The following is a 19,271-nucleotide window of genomic DNA, read 5'->3' as shown; positions in this document are numbered from 1 at the left end:
TCCGTCGTCACCGAGTCAGCACGCGCGCGGTATCCGACCGCTGCCACAGGTTCAGGAAGTTCGTCATCATCAGCAACCGGCTGCGAGCCTGCTCGCTGCCGGCGATGCGCGGATCGAACCGGTCGGCGACGGGCTCGGGCAGCAGCTTCAGCAGATAGCCCGGTACGTCGAGCAGCCACGCCGTGCCCATGATCGCGACGTAGGCGAGCAGGTGGTCGCGCAGCGCGGCGATGTCGAGCTCCGGCCCGCCCGCGGCGGCATACTCGCCGGCGAAATGCTGGAGGAGAGTGTCGAAGTGCGCATCCCACATCGAGGTCTCCGCGCTGCACAACGCACCCCAGAGCGCCATCGCGAGGTTCATCCGTCCGACGCATCCCCAGTCCAGCAGGCCGCACCGCAGCCGGTCGCCGTCGCGCCAGAACCACGCGTTGTCGACGTTCGCGTTCCAGTGACACAGCGCGATGTGATCCGGGTCGGCGCCGAGGCGACCCCACAATGCGTCGACCCGGCCGGGTATGACGGCCACATCGTCGCGCAGCCGTGAGATGAACTCCGGGGTAACGAGATTCGCCGGCAGCAGTGCGGGCTGCCGCACCGCGAGCTCGGCCAGCAGGTCGACACGCCGGCTCAGCTGGTCGGCGGTGTACGGTGCGCGCTCACCGACCGACAGCGTCCTGATGTCCACACCGAAATCCGCTTCGGCACCGATCCTGCCGGCTTTCTCGGTGCCCGCAAGCCGGCCCAGCGCGCTGAACAACGCCAGGTAGTGCTCCAGCGCGTCCGGCATCTCGTGATCGGCGCATTTGTCGTACTGCCGTTCGATCCCATTGCGTCCGAACGGGATCCGCTCGGTGATCAGGATCCCGCTGCCCGACGCGGTGTGGTAGTCGGCGTAGAGGCAGCGCGGCACCGCGATCGGGAATCCGGGATCGCGCGTCAGTAGCGCGAACCGGACCTCGAGCGCCATCTGGGTGCGGCTCAGATCCCGTGCCGGATCGTCGAAGTCGCGGGAGAACTTCACGAACAGCTCACCCGGCTGCCCGCCCGGGGTGCGGTAGGACACCGACAGCAGCGCCTTGCGTCCGGTGCTGCCGCCGCGGAATTCGCGAAGCTCGTCGACAGCGGCGACCGCGTCGTCAGCGCCGAGCACGCCGGAGCGCCGGAAGGCTTCGGTCAGGAATTGCGGGCCGGCGTCGGCGAGTGTCGCGGCGTCGGCCGGGAAGTCGAGGCCGAGGTGATCACCGGGGCACGTACGCATGCGGTGATTCTGCCCGGCCGGGCGTCACACGTAGCGGGCGCGTCCGGCCAGCACACCGGCGACGATCTGCACGACGTACACGCCCAGGTACATGATCCACGGCACCGTCCAGCCGTGGGACACGTCGTGCAGCAGTCCGAACAGGAACGGCCCGGTGCCCGCGAACAGATATCCCAGCCCTTGCGCCATCCCGGACAGTTGCCCGGTGTCCTCCGGGGTGCGGGCGCGAAGTCCCAATACCGCCAACGCCATCGAGAACGCACTCATCCCGATTCCGATCAGCACGCTCCACAACAGCGGCTGCGCGGCAGGGGCGACCATCATGCCGATCGTGCCGGCGACCCCGAACAGCCCGACGGCGAGAATCCAGCCGCTCTGGCTGGGCCTACGCGCCGCCATCGGCGCGATGAACAGCGACAGCGGAACCCCGACCAGCGACATCAGCCCCACCAGCAGGCCCGCGTGCACCTTGTCGATGCCGTTGTCGATGAACACCTCGGGCAGCCAGCCCATCGCGATGTACGCCATGAACGACTGGGTGCCGAAGAACAGGGTGACCGTCCAGGCCAGCGGGCTACGCAGCAGCGACCGCCGACCCGCGGTGCGCCGGGTGTGCGCGGCCCACGCCCCACGATGGCTGCGGCTGGCCGGGATCCACAGCGCCAGAGCCAGGAAGGACACCAGCGCCCAGATCGCGAGCGCCTCACGCCAGCCACCGAGCGGGTCCAGCAGCCCGGGGGTCAGCGCCGAGCCGAGCGCCCCGCCGCCCTGCAGCGCGGCGGTGTAGATGCCGGTCATCAGGCCGATGCGGGCCGGGAACGAGCCCTTGATCACGACCGGGATCAGCACGTTGGCCAATGCGATTCCCGCGCACGCGATCAGGGTGGCGCCGATGACCAGTTGGGGCCCGCCGGCGACGCGCAGCGCCAGGCCCGCGGTGAGCGCCACCATCGACACCGAGATCGTCCGGCCGAGACCGATGCGGCTCGCGATCCACGGCGCCGCCAGTCCGGCCGCGGCGAAACAGAGCGCGGGCACCGTCGTCAACAGGCCGGCCCAGGTCGCCGACGTCGACATCTCGGTGCGGATGTCGCCCAGCACGGTCGCGATGCTGGTGACCGCCGGGCGCAGGTTCAGTGCCGTCAGCACCACCGCGACCGCGAGCAGGACGCCGGCGGTCCCGCGGTTCGGGGCCGGGGCGGTGTCCCCGATCCTCGGCTCGCGGATGTCCTGCCGTGGGGTGCGCATCTTGCTACGGTGCCATACATCCCATGATTGGATGAAAGGGGTTTTGTGTGCCGCTGAGCACAGCACGCCGCACCGGCCTGGTCGAGCAGGTGATCGAGCAGCTCAGGCACGCCGTCGCCACCGGTGAATGGGCGTTAGGGCAGCGGATACCCAATGAGACGGTGCTCGTCGAATCTCTCGGCGTCGGCCGCAACACCGTTCGTGAGGCGGTCCGGGCCCTCGCCCACGCCGGGATCCTGGAGGTCCGGCAGGGCGACGGCACCTACGTGCGCGCGACGAGCGAGGTGTCCGGGGCGTTGCGCCGGCTCTGCGGCGCGGAACTGCGTGAGGTGCTTCAGGTCCGTCGCGCGCTCGAAGTGGAGGGCGCCCGCCTCGCGGCCGCGAACCGCACGCCCGACGACATCGCGGAACTGCGGACCCTGCTGGCACGCAGCGACGCGTGCGCGGACGGTGACGACACCGAGGCGTTCGCCCGCGCGGACGCCGAGTTCCACCTGGCCGTGGTGCGCACGTCAGGCAACAAGATCCTGACCGAGCTCTACCGCGGGCTGATCGAGACCGTCACCGCCAGCGTCGCGACCGCACGTCACGTCCCGGTGGAGATGGTCGACCACGGCGTGCTGCTGGACCGGATCGCCGACGGCGACGTCGACGAAGCCGCCCGGATGGCCGGCGAACTGCTCGACCGGATCCTCGCCGGCATCGGCGCCTGCTGACCCGACGATCACGCAGCGCCGAACGCACGCTTTCTGACGCGTCCACCGAGTAGATCGGTCAGAAAGCGTGCACTCGGCACGCGCCCTGTCGGCTCAGCCGACTGAACGCTCCGCGCCGTCCCAGAACTGCTTCCGCACGGCCTTCTTGTCCGGCTTACCCAGCGCGGTGATCGGCACCGAGTCGGTGACCACGACCTGCTTGGGGACGTGCACCGAACCCTTGCGTTCCTTCACCGACGCCTGGATCTCGGCGATCATGGTCTCGACGGCCGCGGCGCCCGAATCCGCGTCGGGACGCAGCACCACCACCGCGGTCACCGCCTCGCCCCACTTCTCGTCGGGCGTGCCGATCACGCACACCTGCGCGATCGACGGATGTTCGGCCACAACGTCTTCCACCTCACGCGGGAAGACGTTGAATCCACCGGTGACGATCATGTCCTTGGTGCGGTCGACGATGAAGTAGAAACCGTCCTCGTCCTCGCGGGCCAGATCGCCGGTGTGCATCCAGCCGTCGCGGAACGTTTCGGCCGTCGCCTCCGGCAGATTCCAGTAGCCGCCCGACAGCAGCGGACCCGACACACAGATCTCGCCGACCTCACCTTGGGGGACGGGCGTGCCGTCCTCGCCGAGCAGCGCCACCTTCGCGAACAGCGTCGGCCGACCGCATGAGGTCAGACGCTTGTCGTCGTGCTCCTTCTTGGACAGGTACGTGATGACCATCGGCGCCTCGGACTGGCCGTAGTACTGCGCGAAGATCGGCCCGAACCGCCGGATCGCCTCCGCCAGGCGCACCGGGTTCATCGCCGAGGCGCCGTAGTACACGGTCTCCAGCGAGGACAGGTCGCGGGTGTGCGAGTCGGGGTGGTCCATCAGCGCGTAGATCATCGAGGGCACCAGCATCGTCGCGGTGATCTTCTGCTCCTCGATCACGCGCAGCACCTCGGCCGGATCGAACTTGGTCAGCACGATCAGCTCACCGCCCTTGACGATGACGGGCGTGAAGAACGCGGCGCCGGCGTGCGACAGCGGCGTGCACATCAAAAAGCGCGGGTTCTCCGGCCATTCCCACTCGGCGAGCTGCACGGTCGTCATCGTGGTGATCGACTGCGTGGTGCCGATGACGCCCTTCGGCTTACCTGTGGTGCCGCCGGTGTAGGTCAGGCCGCCGATGTGATCGGGCGGCAGGTCCGCGGCGGCCAGCGGCTTGGCCGGGTACTTCGCCGCCTCGGCGGTCAGGTCCACCGCCGTGACGCCCGCGGCCGCAAGCTCGGACGGCACCGGCCCGATCGTGAGCACCTGCTTGAGCGACGGCACCTTCTCCACCAGGCCCAGCGCCCGCTCGACGAACATCGGCTGCGGGTCGATGATCAGCGACGTGACCTCGGCGTCGGAGAGCACGTAGGCGTGATCATCGAGTGAGCCGAGTGGGTGTAGAGCGGTGCGGCGGTAGCCCTGCGTCTGCCCGGCGCCGATGATCATCAGCACCTCGGGCCGGTTCAGCGACAGCAGGCCGACGGCCGCGCCGGTCCCGGCGCCGAGCGCTTCGAACGCCTGGATGTACTGGCTGATCCGGTCGGCGAGCTCACCGCCGGTCAGCGTGGTGTCGCCGAGGAACAGCACCGGCTTGTCCTTGTGGCGCTTCAGCGCGCCGACGGTGAGGTGGCCGGAGTGAAGGAAGGGGCGGAGCTGCGGGTCTGACGAGCGCTCGCGCGAGGAGCCATCGGTTCCTGACGAGCGCTCGCGCGAGGAGCCATCGGTTCCTGACGAGCGCTCGCGCGAGGAGCCATCGGTTCCTGACGAGCGCTCGCGCGAGGAGCCATCGGTTCCTGACGAGCGCTCGCGCGAGGAGCCATCGGTTCCTGACGAGCGCTCGCGCGAGGAGTCATCGGTTGCGGTCATGACTACAGACTAGAACGTGTTCCAGTTTCAGCGAAAGGTTCGGGAATTGGTGCCGGGCGCGCGTCTACAGCACGCCGCAACCGGCCGTGCCGCACGCCCACGCGGTGATCAGCAGCAGCGGCCACAGCACGACGGCTGCCGCGATCGCGATCAGATCGGCGAATACCGTGAACTGGGCGCTGAACAACGACTCGAGACGATCCAGCACGGGGACGTTGAAACCGAGATAGACCGCGCCGAGCGCGGTGTAGCCCAACGCGACGAGCAGTGCGCGGTCGGCAAGCGACGCGGCGCCGCCGCCGCGCCGGTAGGCGCGCAGGAATCGGAATCGCCCGCCGTCGGATTCGTCGTCGGCCATGGCGCTACGCGAAACAGTCGTGCGGCGGCGTCGCCCACGGCCGCAGGTAGTTCAGAGACATCAGGGTGATCTCGTCGAGGAAGCGTTCACGGGGAATGGGTGGACGGTCGAGGATGTAGCGGACACAGAGGTGTTCGACCATGCGTACCAGCATCCACGAAGCGGTGTGCAGCGGTGCGTCCTCGCGGACCTGTTTGTTGTTGATGGTCAGGTAGGCCAGCGTCAACTCGCCGATGCGTTGTTCGAACGCGAGCAGCTTGCCTGCGCCGCCCAGTCTCGGCGTCTGTTCCATCACCGCGCGCAGGAATTCGGGGTGGACGTCGAGCGCGTCCAGCAGCGCCGCGATCGACTCGCGGACGTAGTCGGGTGCCGGCTGGGTCAGTCGTTCGGTGACGTTGGCGGCGACCTGTGCGGCCAACTGGTCGCTGTAGCGGTCGATGACGGCGCCGGCGATGGCGTCCTTGTTCGGAAAGTACTGGTAGAGCGACCCGGGGCTGATTCCCGCGGTTTCGGCGATGCGGTTGGTCGAGGCGCCGTCGTAGCCGTGCGTGATCAGCACCTGTTGTCCCGCATCGAGAATGCGCTCCACCATTTCTCGCGATCGCTGCTGACGCGGTGTGCGCCGCCGGGTGGCCGGTGCCGGGTCCACGGTCATCGAAACGCGAATTGAATGCGAGTGATCGCTCGTGTGACCATGAGGGCATGATGGCACACCACGGCGGTGCCGCGGCAGCGGTTGGCGTTCGGTGACCGATTCGGCCGGCGCGGCAGGTGCGGTCCGGCGTCCTCTCGGCGCGCGGTCGCTGTTGTGGCGCTGGGCCGGTGACATGCGGATCGCCTTCGAAGGCGGCACCGCGGGACTGCTGCAGACCATGCATCCGGCCATCGGTCAGGGTCTGATCGACCACTCCGACTTTTTCGACGATCCCGTCGACCGTGTCTTCCGGTCCCTGCCCGGAATCCTGGGCACCGTCTACGACGGTCCGCGGGCCGACGCGACAGGGCTACAGGTGCGCGACTTCCACCGCGACATCAAGGGCCGACTCGGCGACGGAAGTCGCTACCACGCGCTGAATCCCGAGACGTTCTGGTGGGCGCATGCGACGTTCCAGCGCATGGTGGATCGCATCGCGATCCACTGGGACCGGCATCGGCTCACCGCACAGCAGAGCGAGGAGCTCTACGCCGACGGCTGCGAGTGGTATCGGCGCTACGCGATGAGCGACTCCGTGATGCCACCCAACCGCGTGGAGTTCGACCGCGAATTCGACCGGTACTGCCGGGAAGTGCTGCAGCCGAACCCGGCCTCGGACTACCTCATCGAGTTCATCAAGCGCAGCGCGATCCCCGATATGAGCGCGTCGCCGGATTATCCGACGCATCCGCGGCTCAAACCGCTGACCGACCTGCTGCTGCCGACGTTGCCGGTACGCACGGCTCTGGCTCCACCCATGCGCCTGGTGATCTTCGGCGGACTGCCGCCGCTGGTTCGGCAGCGCTTCGACATCCGTTGGACCCGCGCCGACGAGTCCGCCTACCGCACCATCCGGGCGGCGATCCGTACCGGATGGCCCGCGGTGCCTGCGGCGCTGAAGTGGTATCCGGAGGCGCGGAAGGGGTGGCTGCGTGAACAGGGTTGGGTACCGCGGACTTTCGCCGCCGGCGGGGGTGCGCGCGGGTGAGCGCGCCGCACCGCCGACGCGTGGCAGGGCTGGGCGAAACGGCAAAGAAGTAAATCGCTGTTCGCCAGAACGGGCGATTTTTCCCGCGGCGGGGACCACGGCGTTAGGGTGTGCCGTATGGCAGCCACCGCGGACGTTCGCGATGCGCGCAGGCGCCCCAAAGATCGTAAGCAGCAGATCGCGCGCGCGTCAGCGGAAGCGTTCAGTGAACTTGGCTATCACGCCGTCAGCATGGAGGACATCGCTTCGCGGGTGGGTGTCACGGCCGCGTCGCTGTACCGCCACTACTCGGGCAAGTACGACCTGTTCCGGGCGGCCGTGCTCGGACTCGGTGAGCAGTTGGTCTCGGCGACGACGTTCGCCGATGACGACACCGGCAGCGAGGCCGGAGCCACGCCCGAGGAGCAGTGGGAGCGCATCGTCGCGGCATTGATCGACGTCGCCGTCAAAGCCCGCCCCAGCGGTGCGCTGTACCGCTGGGAGGCGAGGTACCTGCAACCGGAGGATCAGGCAACCTCCAACGAGCAGATCCAGGTGGTCAACCGGCGCCTCCAGCGGCCGTTGTCGGCGCTGCGCCCCGAGCTCGACAGCAGACAGCGCTGGACCGTGACCGCCGCGGTGCTCAGTGCCGTCGGCAGCATCTGCGACCACCGGGCCAAGCTCCCGGCCAACGAGATCCGTCGATTGCTGGCGGAGTTGGCGCGCCAACTGCGCGACGCCGACCTTCCCCCGATACCACCCCGCGACAAGCCGCAACGACGCCCCGATCCGGCGATCGGTCCCGCCGGGGAGTACGAGGCCATCCTTGCCACCGCGCTGCGGCTGTTCAACAAACACGGATACCGCGAGACCGGGATGGACGACATCGCGTCGGCCATCGGGCTGCCCACGTCGACGATCTACCGGTTCTTCAGCGGTAAGGCAGCCATCCTGAGCGCGATCTACCGGCGCGCCGCCGATCGGGTCTCCAGCGACATGAGCACGATCCTGGCGATGGCGCCGGACGAGCGTACGGCCGTCGGCCAGTTGATCGACGCGTATGTGTGGCGGTCGTTCGCCGAGCCGGAACTGGCCTATGTGTACTACGCCGAACAGATCAACGTGCCGGCCGAGGACCGGGCCGCACTGCACAACATCCAGCGCGCCATCGTCGAGTCGTGGGCCCGTCAGGTGGTCGCCGCTCGTGACGGGCTGACGGTTCAGCAGGCCAGATTCGCTGTGCATGCAGCCCTCGGTCTCGTCGTCGACATCGGACGGCTCGAGCGCCACGCCAACACCGAGTCGTCGCGCCAACTCGTCGGAGGACTGCTACGGGTGCTGTTGATCCCCGAATCCCGATAGAATCTGCACGTCCGTCAATCTTGGGGTCGGGCTGCTGGCTCCGCCTAATAAGTTAATGAAAGATTGGCGAAACCTTGACGCAATCATCGCTGCGGTCATACGGTGACGACCATCCAGAACCTGGTTACCTAGGTTGCTCCAGGCGGGTGGGTCATCGAAATCGGGAGGCGCGGAACGTGAATCGGCCATGCGCCTCAGCGGCCCGCCCACGCGGTGAGGTTGTTCCGGTTCCGGCTCCGGATGCGCTGTGGCGGAGCGGGCTTCAGGGATGACGACAGCGGATCAGCCGGTTCGCCGCGATGATTCCGTCCACGTCGTCCAAGACTGGGCCGGCGGCTACCTCCGCCGCCACCCGCTCGCCTCGCTGGCGACGGTCGGAGAACAGTTCGTCCTCGCCGTCCGGACATTGCAGTACTTCTTCATCGATCTGTTCACCGGCAAGTTCAAATGGGGTGAGTTCGTCCGGCAGGGCGCGTTCATGGCCGGCACCGCGGTGCTGCCGACGGTGCTGGTGGCGTTGCCGATCGGGGTAACCCTGTCGATCCAGTTCGCGCTGCTGGCCGGTCAGGTCGGCGCGACGTCGCTGGCCGGCGCCGCCAGTGGGCTCGCCGTCATCCGGCAGGCCGCTTCGCTGACCGCGGCGATCCTGATGGCCGCCGCCGTCGGTTCGGCGATCACCGCCGATCTCGGTTCCCGCAAGATGCGCGAGGAGACCGACGCGATGGAGGTGATGGGCGTTTCGGTGATCCGGCGCCTCGTGGTGCCCCGGTTCGCCGCGGCGATCCTGATCGGCGTCGCGCTGACCGGAGTGGTGTGCTTCGTCGGCTTCCTGGCGAGCTACCTGTTCAACGTCTACTTCCAGAACGGTGCGCCCGGCAGCTTCGTCGCGACTTTCGCCTCGTTCACCACCACCGGAGACATGACCGTCGCGATGATCAAGGCTGTCATCTTCGGCGCGATCGTCGCGGTGGTGTCCTGCCAGAAGGGGTTGTCCACCAAGGGCGGCCCCACCGGCGTCGCGAATTCGGTGAACGCCGCCGTGGTCGAGTCGATCTTGATCCTGATGGTCGTCAACGTCGCGATCAGTCAGCTCTACATCATGCTGTTCCCCCGGGTGGGCCTCTGATATGGCGGCGACCTACGTACCGCGGCCGCTGGCGCCGTTCGTCCGGCTGTACCGCAAGAGCACACCGCCGGTCGCCCGACTGGGCCACATGCTGGTCTTCTTCGTGCGCGCGCTGCTGGCGATCCCGTTGGCGCTGCGCCACTATCGCGCCGAGTTCGTCCGCCTGCTCTCCGACATCGCCTGGGGCAACGGTTCTCTGGTCGTCGGCGGCGGCACCGCCGGGGTGGCGATCGTGCTGGGTGTCACCGTCGGTGCGCTGGTCGGCATCGAGGGGTACAACTTCCTCGACCTGCTGGGGCTGGGTCCGGCGACCGGCATCATCAGCTCGCTGGTGAACACCCGCGAGCTCGCGCCGATTGCGTTGTCGCTGGCGTTCGCGACCCAGGCCGGGTGCCGATTCACCGCCCAGCTGGGCTCGATGCGCATCGCCGAGGAGATCGACGCGCTGGATTCCCTTGCGATCCGGCCGATCCCGTACCTGGTGACCACCCGGCTGATGGCCTCGGTGGTCGCGGTGATCCCGCTCTACGTGGTGTGCCTCGCCGTCAGCTACCTGACCACCCAGCTGGTGGTGATGGCCATCAGCGGTGGTGCGACGGGTTCGTACATGCACTACTTCACCCTGATGCTGTCCGGGCAGGACATCCTGTATTCACTGCTGAAGGCGATCATCTTCGTCTGGATCGCCACGACGATCCAGTGCTACTACGGCTTCTACGCCAGCGGTGGTCCCGAAGGGGTCGGGGTCGCCGCCGGGCACGCGATGCGGGCCAGCATCACCGTCGTGATCATCGTGAACATGCTGCTCACCATGGCGCTGTGGAGCGTCGACTCCGGTGCAAGGTTCGGAGGCTAGGTGGCGAATTCCTTCGATCTCGACGGCCGTGGGCCCAGCGATCGACAGCTGCTCGGCTGCGGCATCGCGGTGATCCTCGTGCTGTCGCTGGTCTCGGGAATTCTGTTGGTGAAGGCGACCGGTCGGCTGGACCCGTTCGTGCGCGTCGTGGCCAACCTGGTTAACGTCGGTGACGGCCTGCCGCAGCGATCCGACGTGAAGTATCACGGGGTGCTCGTCGGCGCTGTCGACGGCGTGACCCCGGCCGCGCACGGGCAGCCGAACCTCGTCCACATCAACCTCGACCCGCACTACGCGCGCGCGATACCGGCCACCGTCACCGCACGGGTGGTGCCGAGCAACGTGTTCGCGGTGTCGTCGGTGCAACTCGTGGACCGCGGCGGGCCGCCGAATGGTGCGAGCTCAGGGCCGCCGATCAGCGAGGGCACCCAGATCCCCGAGGACACCGAGTTGCCCACCGTGCTGTTCCAGACCACGATCAGCAAGCTGCGCGACATCCTGGCCGCGACCGGCCGTGGCCGTGAGGACAACACGGTCGGCATTCTCGCCGCGCTGAACGCGGCCACCGAGAACCGGCGCACCGAACTGCTCGGCGCGGGTGCGCAATTGAACCGGATGATCGACGAGATCGACTCGATCGTGGCCACCGATCCGGGGCCGACGACGGTATCCGCTCTTATCGATGCGACGCGTGGACTGCGCTCCACCGCACCGGAACTGCTCGACGCGCTGCACACCGCGGTACAGCCGATGCAAACCCTGGTGGCGCAGCGCGCGCAGCTCGACTCTCTGGTCAGCGGCGGTCTGCACACCACCGGTACCACCCTCACGGCGCTCAACAACCACACCGACCGGCTGGTCACCATCACCGGCGAGCTGACCCCGGTGATCGGGAACCTCGCCGATACCTCGCACCACTGGCTGCCGGCGTTCGTGAAGCTGAACGGGTTGTCCGACAAGTTCTTCGACGAGGTCTGGCGCCCGGAGCGCGACGTCGGCAACATGCGGATGAACTTGTCGCTGACCCCGACCTACACCTACACCCGGGCCGACTGCCCGCGGTACGGCGAGCTGCTCGGCCCGAGTTGCTACACCGCGCCGCTGGTGGTGACCCGCCCCGCACTGCCCGAGGCGCTGCTGCCGCAGAACTACCAGCCGCCCAAGGATCTGGCGCCGCCGCGGGGCACGGTACTCGGGGAGAACGGCAACCTGGTCGCCGTCGGCCCGCCGCTGGTCAACCCGAATCCGAACCTCGCCGATCCGAATCCTCCTCTGCCGACGTGGATGTCGCCGGCGCCCCCGGTGCCCGGGACGGCCAACGAGGCCCTGGTCCCGATCCCGCCGCCGCCGGTCAACCAGTCCCCGCTGGCCCCGGTCGCACCGAAGCGCGAGGATTCACCGCGTTATGTGCCGCCGCCGCCGGTCGGTCCGGCACCGGGCCCGCCCGCCGGCGCCGCCGAAGCGGCCCCCGCCTCCGCTGTCTCGCCGGCCTTCGGCGGGAACGTCGGCCCCGTCGGCAGCCCCTATGAGCGCGCGGTGCTGAGCACCATCACCGGCCAACCCGTCTCCACGGCAACCCAACTGCTACTCGGACCGGTGGCCCGCGGCACCACGGTGTCGCCGGCCGAACCCGCCGGGGGAGAGGGGGCCCGATGAAGACACGCGGTCCCGCGATCGGCCTGGCGCTGTTCATGGTGGTGGCGTTGACGCTGACCTGGCTGGTGTACGTCACGTTGCGCCGGGACGTGGCCGGCTCGACGGTGCCGTACGCGGCGGTGTTCACCGACGTGTTCGGGCTTCGCGAGGGCGACGACGTGCGGATGGCCGGCGTGCGCGTCGGCCGGGTGGAGAAGATCGAACTGGAGGGCGCGCAGGCGAAGGTGTCGTTCGTGGTGCAGTCCGACCAGCAGGTGCTGGGCACCACGGTCGCGTCGGTGACCTACCAGAACATCGTCGGGCAGCGCTATCTCGGCCTCTCGCTCGGCAATCTCGGTGAGCCGCGGCCGCTTCCGGCGGGCAGCGTGATCCCCGTCGAGCAGACCGATCCGTCATTCGACGTCGGCACGCTGCTCAACGGTTACGAGCCGCTGTTCAGCATCCTGGACCCCAAGCACGCCGACAACCTGACCAAGGGCGTCATCCAGTCGCTGCAGGGCGACGAGGCGTCGATCACCGCGCTGGTCGACCAGACCGCGCAGCTGACCGAATCGTTCGCCGGCCGCGACGAGGAACTCGGCGGCGTGATCACCGATCTGAACACCGTGGTGGGCAACCTCGCCCAGCACAACGACGATCTGGACCACATCATCGGGCAGGCCCGGTCGGTGGTGTCGACCTTCGACGCGCGCAGGCCCGAGCTGATCGAGTCGATGGGCTCGATCGCGAAGGTGGTCCGCCAACTGTCCACGGTGTCCGACGAGGTGTACCCGTCGCTGAACGAACTGGTGCGCCGCGAACCGGGATTCGCGGCGCACATGGTCAAGATCGAACCGCAGTTGGCGTTCGTCGGCGCCAACCTGCCGCTGATGCTCAAGGGCTTCGCGCGCATCACCGGGGAGGGCACCTACGCCAACGCGTACGCGTGCGAACTCGACGGCACCGCGTTCTTCCCGGGCCTCAACGACGTGACCCCGATCGTCGTCGCGGCCGCCACCCCCGGCAACAAGGCGCGCCACACCCCCAAGTGCAGGAACATGGCCAATGGCTGATCCCACACCGAAGCTCCGGCGCAGGCGGCGTCCGCTGGAGAACTACAACATGACCTGGCTCGGCGTCATCGCGGTGGCGGTTGTCGCGGTGCTCGTCGGTGCGCTGCTGCTGGTCCGGGTCGCCGATTTCGGGTACCGGCACTACACCGCGAAATTCCTTCAGGCCGCCGCCCTTCAACCCGGTAATCCGATCACCGTCGCCGGCATCCCGGTCGGCGAGGTCGCGAGCATGAAGCTGATGGGCGACCACGTCGAGGCGCGGCTGAAGGTCCGCGACGACGTCGTCCTCGGCGAGGACTCCAGGGCCACCATCAAGATCACCACGATCCTGGGTTCGCGCTATCTCGCGCTGTACCCCGACGGCCCGGGATCGTTGCCGGACAACACCTTCGACCTGAGCCACACCGAGGTGCCCTACGACCTCCAGGAGGCGCTGACCGACGTCACCACGACCTTCGAGCAGGTCGACTCCGACCAGTTCGCCAAGACGCTGGCGATCCTCGGAAAACAGCTCGACACGCTGCCGCCGGTGGTCCCGCAGGCGCTGGAGAACACCCACACGCTCTCGACGATCATCGCCCAGCGCCGCGACCAGCTCGGCGAACTTCTCGAGACCACCGACATGGTCAGCACCACACTGCGGCGCCAGCAGGCCACCATCGGAAGCCTGGTGGATCAGGGCAATTCGCTGCTCGGTGAGTTCGTCGCCCGGCGGGCGACCTTCCACGCGATGATGGACGCGCTGACCAATCTGGTTGAGACGTTGAGCGACATCGTCATCGACGACCGTCCACAGCTGGAGGAGCTGCTGACCAACCTGCGGGAGCTCTCGACCCTGCTCGGCAACAACGACGGCATGGTGCGCAGCATCCTGCAGACCGCGCCGATCGCGCTGCGCAACCTGACCAACATCACCGGAACCGGCAACGCGATCGACTTCAACGCCTCCAGCGGACTGCTGGTCGACTCGTGGATGTGCGCTATCAGCGGCCGCGCAAAACAGCTGGGGATGATCGAGTACTACCAGGACTGCAAATGACATTCACCCGGGGAAGGATCATCGCCGCCGCCGCGGTCTGCGCGGTGCTGGCCCTGGTCGCCGCCGTCGTACTGGTTGGCTACGCCAAGGACAAACTCGACACCATCACGGTCACTGCGCAGTTCGACAGTGCAGCAGGGCTTTACGAGGGCAACGTGGTCGCGGTGCTCGGGATGCCGGTCGGCAAGGTCACCAAGATCACGCCGAAGAACGGCTACGTCGAGGTCGACTTCACCGTCGATGGCGACGTGAAGGTTCCGGCCGATGTCCAGGCCGCCACCATCTCGAACTCGATTTTGACCGACCGCCAGATCGAGCTGACACCGCCCTACCGGGGGGACGGCCCGACACTGCAGAACCACGACACCATCGGGCTCAACCGCACCCGCACCCCGGTCGAATTCGCCCGTGTGCTCGACACCCTCGACAAACTCGCGGTGTCGCTGCGCGGCGACGGCAAGGGCAACGGTCCGATCGCCGACGTCCTCGACGGCGGCGCCGCCGTCGTCGACGGCCGAGGCCAGCAGATCAAGGACGCGCTGGGCGAACTGTCGAACGCGTTGCGGCTCAGCTCCGATCGGGGTGCGGTCACCAAGGACCAGCTGACCACCATCGTGCGCAACGTCAGCTCGCTGTCGGACGCCGCCGCGCGCAACGACGAGTTGATGCGCGAGTTCGGCAGTTCTGTGCGGGCGCTGAGCCAGATCCTGGCCGACGAGGACCTCGGCAGCGGCACCACCGGCCGCAAGATCAACGAGGTGCTGACCAACACCGGCGAGGTGCTGGACAAGCACCGGGAATCGATCAAGGCGCTGGTCGCCAACGGCGACATCGTGCTGAACACCGTCGCCAAGGACCACGAACGTGACCTGATGGAACTGCTCGACGTCGCGCCGATGACGCTGGACAACCTGTACAACGTCGCCGACCAGAGAAACGGGGCGCTGCGCGTCAAGGTCGTCACCGACAAGGTCCTGTTCGACAACCAGTTGATCAAGGAGGTCTGCAACATGATGGGCCTGCGCCAACTCGGTTGCAGCACCGGAACATTGCAGGACTTCGGCCCGGATTTCGGGTTGACCTACATGCTCGACGGACTCGCGGCGATGGGACAGAAGTGATGGCCGTGCGCAGACGATTCGGCGCCGCACTGGCGCTGACGGTGTGCCTGAGCGCATCCGGCTGCGCCAGTGACGGGCTGGCCAGCCTGCCCCTGCCGGCCCCGGGTGTGGGTTCCGGCGGATACCAGCTGACCGCGGTGTTCTCGAACGCGCTGAACCTGCCCGCCAACGCGAAGGTCAAACTGGCCGGCGCCGATGTCGGGCAGATGGAGTCCATGGTGGCCCGCAACTACACCGCCGTGACCACCCTGCGGATCATGGACGGAGTGCGACTGCCGCAGGGCAGCACCGCCGAATTACGTTCCGCCACCCCGCTGGGTGACGTGTTCGTCGCGATCAAACCGCCGCCCGACGCCGCGCCGGGCACCCCGCTGCTCCGGGACGGCGACACGATAGGGCTGGAATCGACGACCGCCGCGGCGACGGTGGAATCGGTCCTCGGCTCGGCGGCGATCCTGGTCAACGGCGGCGCGGTCCGTAACTTCACCAACCTCATCAACGGGCTCGGCAAGGCGACCGGCGACCAGGGCGAGGCATTCGGCAATCTGATCAACAAGACGAACACCACCCTCGGCAAGCTCAACGCGCGCTCGGAGGAGATCTCGACCGCGATGCACGAGACGTCGCGGCTGGCGCAGGAGATCTCGGCCAAGAACCAGGTGATCAGCGACGTGATGGCGCAGGCCCGCCCGGCCACCGACACGCTGTCGTCGCAGACCACCCAGATCGCCGACCTGGTAACGCAACTCGGCGACGTCTCCGGGCAGCTGCGCAAGTTCCCGTCGATCGCGGGCACCGACACCAGCGGACGCAGCGTCATCGCCGACGCGAACACCGTGGCGAGGGCGTGGAACGACGTCGCGGTCGCCCCCGATGCGACGCTGTACGCGCTGAACCGGCTGATGCCGCCGTTCATCAAGACCATGACCTCCACGTCGATCGCGCTCGACGCCAGCGTCGACCGGCTGGTGCTCGGCTCCATCCCGGACATCGGATTCGCCGGCGACCCCGGTCTGCACGGGCCGAAGCGACACGACTGGCACCAGTTGGTCGGCACGTTGAAGTACACGCTGTGGCGTCTGCAGGAGCGTGTCGTCGGTAAGGGGCCGGATGTGCCGCAGCTACCGGTGATTCCGAGCCCGACCGAGCCCGGCGCGATCATCCCGGCCCCGCCGCCTGCTCCCGTCCCGCCGCTTCCCGAGGCACCGCGATGATCGGCGCCGCGGCAGACCGCGTCGTCGGGATCGTCCGGTACGGCTACCGCCGCCGGGCCTGGCTCTCGGCGCTCGGTCTGGTCATGGTGCTCGTGGTGGCCACCGCGTACCTGCTGTTCGGGGCGCTGCGGGTGAACCCGCTGGCGTCCAGTTACCGACTCACCGTCGAGCTGCCGGAATCTGCTGGGCTGCTGCCGAATCAGGACGTCACGTTGCGCGGCGTGCAGATCGGCCGGGTGGAGCGGCTCGACATCACCCCGTCCGGGGTCAATGCGATCGTGAACGTGAAGTCCACCGTGCAGATCCCGGAGGCGTCCGAGGTGCGGGTGTCCGGGCTGTCCCCGGCCGGTGAACAGTACATCGACTTCGTCCCCGGAGTGGACGGCGGACCGTTTTTGGCCGACGGTGCGGTGATCGGTCAGCGCGACACCACCGTGCCGGTCAGCCTGGCCACCCTGTTGGCCGACGCCGACGGGGCGCTGGCGCAGGCCGATACCGAGAAGCTCGAGATCATGCGCCGGGAGCTGAGCATGAGTGACGCCGGCCCGCAGAAGCTGGCCGACATCGTCGACGGCGGTACGTTCCTGCTCTCAACCCTGGATTCGGTGCTGCCCGAGACCTCGTCGCTGCTGCGCAGCAGCCGGGTGGTGTTCACGATGGTCGCCGACAAGAACGCCGGAATCGACGTGGCGTCGGACAATCTCACCGAGACCTTCGACGGCATCAACACGATGCGCGACGGATACCGCAGGCTCACCGACCAGACCCCGGGCGTGTTGGGCAACGTCGACAACCTGTTCGCCGACAACTCCGACACCATGGTGCAGTTGCTCGGCAACCTGACCACCACATCACGGCTGCTGTACCTGCGGGTGCCCGCGCTCAACGCGCTGTTCCCGACGCACCGCACCTCGGTGCTCGACGCGCTCGGCGCCGCGATGCACGACGGTGGCCTGTGGGGCACCGCAGAGATCTACCCGCGCTACACCTGCGACTACGGCACCCCTAAGCAGCCGCCGTCGTCGGCGGACTTCCCCGAGCCGTTCATGTACACCTACTGCCGCGACGAGCATCCCGGCGTGCTGGTGCGCGGGGCCAAGAACGCGCCACGGCCGGCCGGCGACGACACCGCAGGCCCGCCGCCGGGTGCCGACCTCGGTAGGCAGACCGATCCGACCCCGAAGGGGCGCTACACGATTCCGACGCCGTACGGCGGCCCGACGCTGCCGATCGAGCCGCCCCGCTGACCCCGATGTCCGCTAGGAGATGATGATGTCCGTGAGCACCGACGACGACAAGACCACCGACGACAAGCCGGAGGTCGAGGACGGCACCGAATCCGAGGCCGCCGAATCCGAGGCTGCCACCGAGGCTTCCGAGTCCGAGGCCGCCGACCCCGCCCGCCCCGCCGGGCGGAACCGGGGCCGGATCGCGGTGCGCGCGGGTCTGGCCACCGCGTTCGTGGTGCTGCTGGGGGCGGTCGGTTTCCTGGGCTGGCAGCTGTGGCAGGAACGCCAGATCGCCGACGCGAGCGAGCAGGCCAGGCAGGCCGCGGAAAGTTATGCGCAGGTGCTGACGAGCATCGACTCGGCGAAGGTCGACGAGAACTTCGACGCGGTGCTCGACGGGGCCACCGGCGAGTTCAAGGACATGTACTCGCAATCGAGCGCGCAGCTGCGCCAGCTGCTGATCGACAACAAGGCCACCGCACGCGGGGTCGTGCTGGAGTCGGCGGTGCAGTCGGCGTCCAAGGACAAGGCCGTGGTGCTGCTGTTCGTCGACCAGTCGGTGTCCAACACCAACGTGCCCGACCCGCGGATCGACCGCAGCCGTGTCAAGATGACCATGGAGTACGTCGACGGGCGTTGGCGCGCAAGCAAAGTCGAGCTCCCGTAATGATGCGCCGGGTCGTCGGCAGCGGTGCGGTCGCCGTGATGGCAACGGTCGCGATGGCCACCGCATCGCCCGTATCGGCGTCCGCTCCGTCGTTCTGCGCCGAGCTGGGCGGGCAGTGGGACGGGCGGTTCTGTTCGACATCGGTGGTGTCGGAGCGCAAAGCGACCCGGGATATCAAACTGGCACTGCCCGGCGACCTCGTGGAGAACCCGGTGATTCGGGAGTATCTGACCACGTTGATGAACAACTGGCGGACCGCGGCGAAGAAGATGGTGCAGAACAGCTTCGGCGAGCAGCACTTCGAGATCTTTCATCATGGTGAAGCGATGACGGTCGTGTTCCACGAGATGTACTCGGGCACGGTCGGTACCGACGCCCTGGCGCATCCGAACGCGCCCATCGTCAGCGACGCCTACCGCACTTTCACCTTCGCCGACGGGCGGCAGTTGCAGCTGGCGGATCTGTTCAGGCCCGGCGTCGACCATTTTGCCGAGATCCCGCGTCTGGGTGGGCCGTTCATCGTCGCCGCCCTCGATGCGGCACCACCGCCGCATCAGCCCGGCACCTATCCGTTCACCCCGGACCGCTGGACCCCGGACAAGGTGTACTCCGGGGCGTACAAGGCGTGGGCGCTGACGCCCGACGAGCTGGTGATCTACATGCCGGACTACCCGGTGGGCCGGGACCGCCCGACGGACTTCACGCCGGGGCTCATGCAGTGGTCGATGGACGGCGGAACCGTGCAGGCCCATATCCCGCTCGCGGCGTTGGCGCCGGTGCTGCGTCCCGAATTCGGCGGCGCCTGA

General features: G+C 68.0%; 18 protein-coding genes. 13 read left to right on the top strand and 5 right to left on the bottom strand.

Going from position 1 to position 19,271, the window contains the following annotated elements:
- Positions 1–7: 7 nt before the first annotated feature.
- Complete coding sequence (locus tag BST38_RS18095) at positions 8–1,258, bottom strand: hypothetical protein (protein WP_083144822.1); 1,251 nt, start codon at positions 1,256–1,258, stop codon at positions 8–10.
- 24 nt (positions 1,259–1,282) lie between these two features.
- Positions 1,283–2,506: a CynX/NimT family MFS transporter gene (locus BST38_RS18090; RefSeq protein ID WP_083144820.1), complete on the bottom strand. Its 1,224-nt coding sequence runs from the start codon at positions 2,504–2,506 to the stop codon at positions 1,283–1,285.
- Positions 2,507–2,553: 47 nt separating this feature from the next.
- Between BST38_RS18090 and BST38_RS18085 the strand changes: the two genes are divergently transcribed.
- The gene (locus tag BST38_RS18085) at positions 2,554–3,222 is read left to right on the top strand and encodes a FadR/GntR family transcriptional regulator (RefSeq protein WP_083144818.1); all 669 of its coding nucleotides are present in this window, start codon (positions 2,554–2,556) and stop codon (positions 3,220–3,222) included.
- Positions 3,223–3,315: 93 nt separating this feature from the next.
- Here the strand turns inward: BST38_RS18085 and fadD8 are convergent, their stop codons facing one another.
- The 3 genes from fadD8 to BST38_RS18070 all read right to left on the bottom strand — a co-directional run bounded on the left by fadD8 (position 3,316) and on the right by BST38_RS18070 (position 6,137).
- The gene (gene fadD8 / locus BST38_RS18080) at positions 3,316–5,124 is read right to left on the bottom strand and encodes a fatty-acid--CoA ligase FadD8 (RefSeq protein ID WP_237160830.1); all 1,809 of its coding nucleotides are present in this window, start codon (positions 5,122–5,124) and stop codon (positions 3,316–3,318) included.
- 64 nt (positions 5,125–5,188) lie between these two features.
- Positions 5,189–5,482 (bottom strand): hypothetical protein, encoded by a 294-nt coding sequence (locus BST38_RS18075; RefSeq protein ID WP_083144816.1) that lies wholly within the window; start codon positions 5,480–5,482, stop codon positions 5,189–5,191.
- 4 nt (positions 5,483–5,486) lie between these two features.
- Positions 5,487–6,137, bottom strand: a complete 651-nt coding sequence (locus BST38_RS18070) for a TetR/AcrR family transcriptional regulator (RefSeq protein WP_181791999.1) — start codon at positions 6,135–6,137, stop codon at positions 5,487–5,489.
- A 91-nt stretch (positions 6,138–6,228) separates the two neighbouring features.
- Between BST38_RS18070 and BST38_RS18065 the strand changes: the two genes are divergently transcribed.
- From BST38_RS18065 to BST38_RS18010, 12 genes are all read left to right on the top strand, one after another.
- Positions 6,229–7,164 (top strand): oxygenase MpaB family protein, encoded by a 936-nt coding sequence (locus BST38_RS18065; protein WP_083144813.1) that lies wholly within the window; start codon positions 6,229–6,231, stop codon positions 7,162–7,164.
- 117 nt (positions 7,165–7,281) lie between these two features.
- Positions 7,282–8,505: a TetR/AcrR family transcriptional regulator gene (locus BST38_RS18060; RefSeq protein WP_083144811.1), complete on the top strand. Its 1,224-nt coding sequence runs from the start codon at positions 7,282–7,284 to the stop codon at positions 8,503–8,505.
- A 268-nt stretch (positions 8,506–8,773) separates the two neighbouring features.
- Positions 8,774–9,631 (top strand): MlaE family ABC transporter permease, encoded by an 858-nt coding sequence (locus tag BST38_RS18055; RefSeq protein WP_083144809.1) that lies wholly within the window; start codon positions 8,774–8,776, stop codon positions 9,629–9,631.
- A 1-nt stretch (position 9,632) separates the two neighbouring features.
- A complete protein-coding gene (locus BST38_RS18050) occupies positions 9,633–10,487 on the top strand; it encodes an ABC transporter permease (RefSeq protein ID WP_083144807.1) in 855 nt (284 codons plus the stop codon).
- Positions 10,488–12,143: an MlaD family protein gene (locus BST38_RS18045; RefSeq protein ID WP_083144806.1), complete on the top strand. Its 1,656-nt coding sequence runs from the start codon at positions 10,488–10,490 to the stop codon at positions 12,141–12,143.
- A complete protein-coding gene (locus tag BST38_RS18040; protein ID WP_083144804.1) occupies positions 12,140–13,195 on the top strand; it encodes an MlaD family protein in 1,056 nt (351 codons plus the stop codon). The genes BST38_RS18045 and BST38_RS18040 overlap by 4 nt, the downstream gene beginning before the upstream one ends.
- Positions 13,188–14,234 carry an MlaD family protein gene (locus BST38_RS18035; RefSeq protein ID WP_083144802.1) on the top strand — a complete coding sequence of 349 codons (1,047 nt, stop codon included), beginning with the start codon at positions 13,188–13,190 and terminating at the stop codon, positions 14,232–14,234. Before BST38_RS18040 ends, BST38_RS18035 begins: the two co-directional genes overlap by 8 nt.
- A complete protein-coding gene (locus BST38_RS18030; RefSeq protein ID WP_083144800.1) occupies positions 14,231–15,355 on the top strand; it encodes an MCE family protein in 1,125 nt (374 codons plus the stop codon). The genes BST38_RS18035 and BST38_RS18030 overlap by 4 nt, the downstream gene beginning before the upstream one ends.
- Positions 15,355–16,569, top strand: a complete 1,215-nt coding sequence (locus BST38_RS18025) for an MCE family protein (RefSeq protein WP_083144798.1) — start codon at positions 15,355–15,357, stop codon at positions 16,567–16,569. Before BST38_RS18030 ends, BST38_RS18025 begins: the two co-directional genes overlap by 1 nt.
- On the top strand, positions 16,566–17,816 hold the full coding sequence (locus tag BST38_RS18020; protein WP_083144796.1) for an MlaD family protein: 1,251 nt from the start codon (positions 16,566–16,568) through the stop codon (positions 17,814–17,816). The genes BST38_RS18025 and BST38_RS18020 overlap by 4 nt, the downstream gene beginning before the upstream one ends.
- A gap of 25 nt (positions 17,817–17,841) precedes the next feature.
- Complete coding sequence (locus tag BST38_RS18015; protein ID WP_083144896.1) at positions 17,842–18,465, top strand: Rv1363c family protein; 624 nt, start codon at positions 17,842–17,844, stop codon at positions 18,463–18,465.
- Positions 18,465–19,271, top strand: a complete 807-nt coding sequence (locus tag BST38_RS18010; protein ID WP_110781783.1) for a DUF3298 domain-containing protein — start codon at positions 18,465–18,467, stop codon at positions 19,269–19,271. The genes BST38_RS18015 and BST38_RS18010 overlap by 1 nt, the downstream gene beginning before the upstream one ends.

The organism is Mycolicibacterium parafortuitum, assembly GCF_002086815.1.
Taxonomy (GTDB): Bacteria; Actinomycetota; Actinomycetes; order Mycobacteriales; family Mycobacteriaceae; genus Mycobacterium; species Mycobacterium parafortuitum.
The sequence above is the reverse complement of the archived record's forward strand: the minus strand, read 5'-3'. Positions and strand labels throughout refer to the sequence as shown.

Excerpts from the sequence above, each read along its gene's own strand:
- BST38_RS18095 (WP_083144822.1), bottom strand. The coding sequence starts at position 1,258 with ATGCGTACGTGCCCCGGTGATCACCTCGGCCTCGACTTCCCGGCCGAC.
- BST38_RS18035 (WP_083144802.1), top strand. The coding sequence starts at position 13,188 with ATGGCTGATCCCACACCGAAGCTCCGGCGCAGGCGGCGTCCGCTGGAG.
- BST38_RS18040 (WP_083144804.1), top strand. The coding sequence starts at position 12,140 with ATGAAGACACGCGGTCCCGCGATCGGCCTGGCGCTGTTCATGGTGGTG.
- BST38_RS18075 (WP_083144816.1), bottom strand. The coding sequence starts at position 5,482 with ATGGCCGACGACGAATCCGACGGCGGGCGATTCCGATTCCTGCGCGCC.
- BST38_RS18055 (WP_083144809.1), top strand. The coding sequence starts at position 8,774 with ATGACGACAGCGGATCAGCCGGTTCGCCGCGATGATTCCGTCCACGTC.
- BST38_RS18090 (WP_083144820.1), bottom strand. The coding sequence starts at position 2,506 with ATGCGCACCCCACGGCAGGACATCCGCGAGCCGAGGATCGGGGACACC.
- BST38_RS18015 (WP_083144896.1), top strand. The coding sequence starts at position 17,842 with ATGTCCGTGAGCACCGACGACGACAAGACCACCGACGACAAGCCGGAG.
- fadD8 (WP_237160830.1), bottom strand. The coding sequence starts at position 5,124 with ATGACCGCAACCGATGACTCCTCGCGCGAGCGCTCGTCAGGAACCGAT.
- BST38_RS18070 (WP_181791999.1), bottom strand. The coding sequence starts at position 6,137 with ATGACCGTGGACCCGGCACCGGCCACCCGGCGGCGCACACCGCGTCAG.
- BST38_RS18060 (WP_083144811.1), top strand. The coding sequence starts at position 7,282 with ATGGCAGCCACCGCGGACGTTCGCGATGCGCGCAGGCGCCCCAAAGAT.
- BST38_RS18030 (WP_083144800.1), top strand. The coding sequence starts at position 14,231 with ATGACATTCACCCGGGGAAGGATCATCGCCGCCGCCGCGGTCTGCGCG.
- BST38_RS18025 (WP_083144798.1), top strand. The coding sequence starts at position 15,355 with ATGGCCGTGCGCAGACGATTCGGCGCCGCACTGGCGCTGACGGTGTGC.
- BST38_RS18010 (WP_110781783.1), top strand. The coding sequence starts at position 18,465 with ATGATGCGCCGGGTCGTCGGCAGCGGTGCGGTCGCCGTGATGGCAACG.
- BST38_RS18020 (WP_083144796.1), top strand. The coding sequence starts at position 16,566 with ATGATCGGCGCCGCGGCAGACCGCGTCGTCGGGATCGTCCGGTACGGC.
- BST38_RS18050 (WP_083144807.1), top strand. The coding sequence starts at position 9,633 with ATGGCGGCGACCTACGTACCGCGGCCGCTGGCGCCGTTCGTCCGGCTG.